This window comes from Mycobacterium gordonae, assembly GCF_002101675.1.
Lineage (GTDB): Bacteria > Actinomycetota > Actinomycetes > Mycobacteriales > Mycobacteriaceae > Mycobacterium > Mycobacterium gordonae.
Genome location: NZ_LQOY01000002.1, coordinates 1 through 4,004, shown reverse-complemented (window position 1 = coordinate 4,004; position 4,004 = coordinate 1). Strand labels below are relative to the sequence as shown.

5 protein-coding genes and 1 pseudogene are annotated in these 4,004 nt (G+C 63.5%); 5 read left to right on the top strand and 1 reads right to left on the bottom strand.

All coding sequences use genetic code 11. From position 1 onward, the window contains the following. Positions 1 to 127: 127 nt before the first annotated feature. From AWC08_RS00025 to AWC08_RS36170, 4 genes and pseudogenes are all read left to right on the top strand, one after another. Positions 128 to 355: pseudogene (locus AWC08_RS00025) on the top strand (tyrosine-type recombinase/integrase); the annotation flags it as partial. Between the two features lie 58 nt (positions 356 to 413). Continuing rightward, entirely contained in the window at positions 414 to 1,241 is an 828-nt protein-coding gene (locus AWC08_RS00020; RefSeq protein WP_085087257.1) for a serine/threonine-protein kinase, read from the top strand. After that, the gene (locus AWC08_RS00015) at positions 1,238 to 2,356 is read left to right on the top strand and encodes a hypothetical protein (RefSeq protein ID WP_142283328.1); all 1,119 of its coding nucleotides are present in this window, start codon (positions 1,238 to 1,240) and stop codon (positions 2,354 to 2,356) included. The genes AWC08_RS00020 and AWC08_RS00015 overlap by 4 nt, the downstream gene beginning before the upstream one ends. 480 nt (positions 2,357 to 2,836) lie before the next feature. Then, entirely contained in the window at positions 2,837 to 2,998 is a 162-nt protein-coding gene (locus AWC08_RS36170; protein WP_159459941.1) for a hypothetical protein, read from the top strand. A 189-nt stretch (positions 2,999 to 3,187) separates the two neighbouring features. Here the strand turns inward: AWC08_RS36170 and AWC08_RS39485 are convergent, their stop codons facing one another. Continuing rightward, a complete protein-coding gene (locus AWC08_RS39485) occupies positions 3,188 to 3,361 on the bottom strand; it encodes a ribosome modulation factor (protein ID WP_419196903.1) in 174 nt (57 codons plus the stop codon). A gap of 155 nt (positions 3,362 to 3,516) precedes the next feature. On the opposite strand from AWC08_RS39485, the gene AWC08_RS34750 reads away from it, so the two are divergent. Then, entirely contained in the window at positions 3,517 to 3,927 is a 411-nt protein-coding gene (locus tag AWC08_RS34750; RefSeq protein ID WP_142283327.1) for a hypothetical protein, read from the top strand. Positions 3,928 to 4,004 lie beyond the last annotated feature (77 nt).

Sequence of the window (4,004 nt, the reverse complement as noted above, 5' to 3'; positions counted from 1 at the left end):
ATTGTCATGCACCGACGTCATCATCGAACTGCTCATGGCGTGTTGATCCGTATCTCGCCCTGCATCAGGCCGGTTTGCTATGAACCACTGGACTCAACTCACCCTGGCACGCAGGGGCGCCGACGACGGGCACCTGTCGGCGCGGTGGGTCGGGAAGCTGATGGCCGGCGCGCTGCCCGGCCACTGGACAGCGCATACGCTGCGGCACCGATTCGCCACTAGGGCATACCGCGGATCGCGGAACCTGCGCGCCGTGCAAACGCTGCTGGGACACTCGTCGGTCGCGACGACGGAGCGTTACACCGCGGTCGACGACGACGAGATACGGGCAGCGATGATGGCTGCTTGCGACTAGTTTCGTATGCGCGTGGTTGCTGCCTGCGCAACGACATTTGCCCTAGAGTCAGAGGGCGATGGGGGTAACGAAAGCGGACATCGAGCGTGCTCTAGGTCCATGCGATGATGCGGCACGCGTCGGCTCGCCCAGCGGCATGGGTGAATGCTGGCGGATTGTTCAGAACGGCGCGGTCCAGGCCTGCAAGGTCATTACGAGTGCATATGAGCCTGAACGGTTCGAACGCGAAATCGAAGCGATGCAGCGCATCAATACGCCGCGCGTTGTCCCGGTGTACGGCCGCGGCATGTTGACCACTGCCGACGATGGGAAAGAGCACCCGTATTTTCTCAGCGAGTTTCTGGAGGGCGGCGACGTACGGGAGCACATCAACGCGGGCAATCTGCCTGACGACGCTCAGCTGCGTGCCTTCACGCTTGCTGTGCTCGAAGGCGTCGAGGACTTGCACCGCGAGAGAGTGATCCATCGTGACCTCAAGCCCGACAACATAATTCTGCTCAACCGCGACTGGACACAGCCAGTCATCATCGACTTGGGGCTGGCGCGGCTGATTGACCTGACGACAGTGACCGTCTATCCCTGGATCGGGGGCACCTGGACATACATGGCGCCCGAGCAGCTGCTGGGTGAACGGGCCTTCGAGCGCACGGATATCTGGGCAGTTGCAATCATCGTGGCCGAACTCGCTTCGGGACAACACCCCTTCTGGCGTGGCGAGCCGCGCCCGCCCGCGGATTGGCATGGTCGGCTGCAAGCAGGCATCACCATCCCGGGTAGTCGTCCCGCCGGCCTGCGTGATTGGTTGCTCTTGGCCGGCGAATACCGCGGTTACCGGCGACCATCCGCCATCGTCGCGAGACAGCAACTCGAATCGATGTGGCCATGAGCTTCTGGTTGGAGTACGGCAGCAGGGAGGCTCAACAGCTGGTTGATTTCGCAGATGAACTTGCGGCAACACCGGCCGGACGTCCCGGCATCTGCTTCGGGCCGCTGAGCATTCCACGGACTCTGGAATCGCTCTATCGCGAGGCGCGGGTCGTCGGTGAGGCCATCGTCGATCCGCATGGCTATCTGCTCGACCGCCCGCCTACCCAGCGAGCCCGTGACCATTTTCCTTGGCTCGCTCAGACTCCGCGCCCCGAGACGCAACAACAGTGGGAACAATGGATGCAGCAGGGCGTCGATCATCAACTCTCGGCGCGCCTCCACGGCGACGCCGGCCCTCCGTCATTCGTGATTACTCCATCTCCGACGATGGACGCCGCCGCCGGCCCGGACGACCTGAACGCCGTGCTTGATGCCGCCACCGCCGTGCGCAGCCGAGTATCAGATCACGATTGCTGGCTAGGCGTCACCGTGGATCGGACTTACCTTCGCGAGCCGAGGCATCTAACGCGACTGATGAACGCTGTCATTCAGACCGGCGCTGACGGCGTTGTGTTCCGGGCTCCCCATTTCTGGCTGGCGCCGGTGGATGATCGGCTCTACCTCGATGGTCTGCGAGAGGTCGTAGAAACTTGCGCCGCGAATGGCATCCGTATCTTCCTGCCGTCGTCAGGTTGGCTCGGTTGGCTCGCTATGGGTTGGGGGGCATGGGGTTTCAGTGGAGGCATGGCTGCGGGTTCGTGGTTTGATCGAATCCCCGGACCGATGACTGCCCGTCAGGAACCCAGTCTTCCGTATTTCGAACCACAGCTTCTCCGCCTCGTGCAATGGCGCATACACGAACAACTCGTGAACGAGGCCGGGTATCAGCCGTGTAACTGCACCGACTGCGTTCAGATGGGCAGTTCGCATGATCTGATGCTCGCCAAGCGCCACCAGATCCGCCACGCGTCCCAGGAGGCCGCGGCTCTGACCGCCGTGCCCGTTGCGCAACGGCGCGCACTCGTCGCCGCTCGGCTGGACGCCGCGATCAACTTTCGCGACAGCCTCTCGCGGATTGTCGCTACTCGCGTGCCTCCGACGATTCACCTCGATCGCTGGCGGGCGCTTCTCTAGCTGTGCGGTCGCGGCAATGAGGGCTGCGACGTCGTTCTGCGCTGACGCCCACACCTGCTCGGCCATCAGCGCGCGTAACCATCGCTCGGGACGACGACCGCGCGGAGGCGCGACCACCTGGAGTTCACCCGTCGACGCAATCACCGCCAGGCCCACGCCAAACGAAGCGATGAAGGCGCTCTCTCGTACCGCCGCGGCGGATCGGGCCGCGTCGAGAACGACCCACGAACGGTCTGCGCTGATCGCGAAATTGTCCGCTTGGCGAAGCGCGTCCCTCCACTTGCTCAATTTGAGCTCGACAGCGGTGATGTGCGCAGGTAGGGGACGCCACGCGCCGGTGGACCGGATCCTATCGGAATGCAGTTCGACAAGACCAAGTTCGGCGAGCGGCCCGAGGGTTGAGCGCGTCAGGGCCGCGACGCTGGTACCGAGGCGGGCAGCAAGAGTCGAGGTTCGTGCGGGTCGATCGCTGCGGAGTAGATGCAGAACCCGCACTCGCAGTGGCGATGTGATCGGACCGACGCCGTTCTCGAACCGCTGGTCGAGCGCGTCAGTGTCGAATCGGACGGCGACGACATCAGCGATGCCCTGTGCGGCCGGCACTTCGCCGACGACCACGTGCGCGCCGCCGGTCGGCATTAGTCGACCAATCTGAGTAGCAACCAGTTGTGTCATCTCGGCTTCCCATCGAAAGCCGACACATTCCTGCTTGCCTTCGGTAGTCGTCACAGAAGTCGGCGACCTGAGAAGTCCGACTGGCCCGCCGCCGACCGTTCGTGAAGCCATATCCGCAAACTAGCACCGTACTTGCGACTAATAGCCCACCCCTGGTCAGACGCCGCGGCGCGCTTCGAGATAGGGCTTCATCTCCGGCCCGCTGTTGATCCGAATTGCCAACATTCGCATGTACCCGCTCATCCATAGCTTCGCCAAAATCAACGACCGGCCGGCATACGGGTTCCGGTCGCCAGGCTCAGCGACCGAACCCGCACATCGCGCGAACATGTATTCCGCGCACTTCTTCACCCGGCAAGCATGGGCCACGCGGTCCGCATCCGCGGATCCCACGCCGACGACGAGCACTGGCGGGTCGGCACAGAAGGACGCCAAGCGCGTAGCATTCTCGAAACTCAGAACACACTCAGGACAAGGTTGCAGTCTTGAAAGCAGCACACTGGATCGCGGCCGCTGCGTTAGCAGTTACCGCGTGCTCGCCATCGGAAAGCGCCGGCACCGGGAAGCCTGCCTCGCAGGACCCGCACTCTAAAGAAGCGCTCGAATCTGCCGGCCACCGCCTCGACGTTCTGGCCGCTACCCGGCAGGACGCCCAAGCTTGGGAGTACTACTCAGCGCGCTGCAAGGCGAAGATCGGTGGGGTTGCCGCGTACGCCGCTGTGCTCGACGAGTTCTTCCGCGGACGCCACCCGAACTACCAAAGCGCAACCGCCGTCGTCGACGGCTCATCGGGCAAAGTCATCTCAGTGGACGCCGATCCCAGCGCACCCGCCAGCGCTTCGCTACCGCGTACCTGGACCTTCATTGACGGCCGGTGGCAGTTCGACAACTGCTGACCGTCGTTAGTGGTTTGTTTTTTTGCAGAATCCCGGGGGGCGTTGCCAATGCCACGGGAGGCGGCGCGGGCGGGTGG

What these genes read in the sequence shown, in the direction of transcription:
- AWC08_RS00020 (WP_085087257.1), top strand. Translation starts at nt 414, where the DNA reads ATGGGGGTAACGAAAGCGGACATCGAGCGTGCTCTAGGTCCATGCGAT.
- AWC08_RS00015 (WP_142283328.1), top strand. Translation starts at nt 1,238, where the DNA reads ATGAGCTTCTGGTTGGAGTACGGCAGCAGGGAGGCTCAACAGCTGGTT.
- AWC08_RS36170 (WP_159459941.1), top strand. Translation starts at nt 2,837, where the DNA reads ATGCAGAACCCGCACTCGCAGTGGCGATGTGATCGGACCGACGCCGTT.
- AWC08_RS39485 (WP_419196903.1), bottom strand. Translation starts at nt 3,361, where the DNA reads ATGTTCGCGCGATGTGCGGGTTCGGTCGCTGAGCCTGGCGACCGGAAC.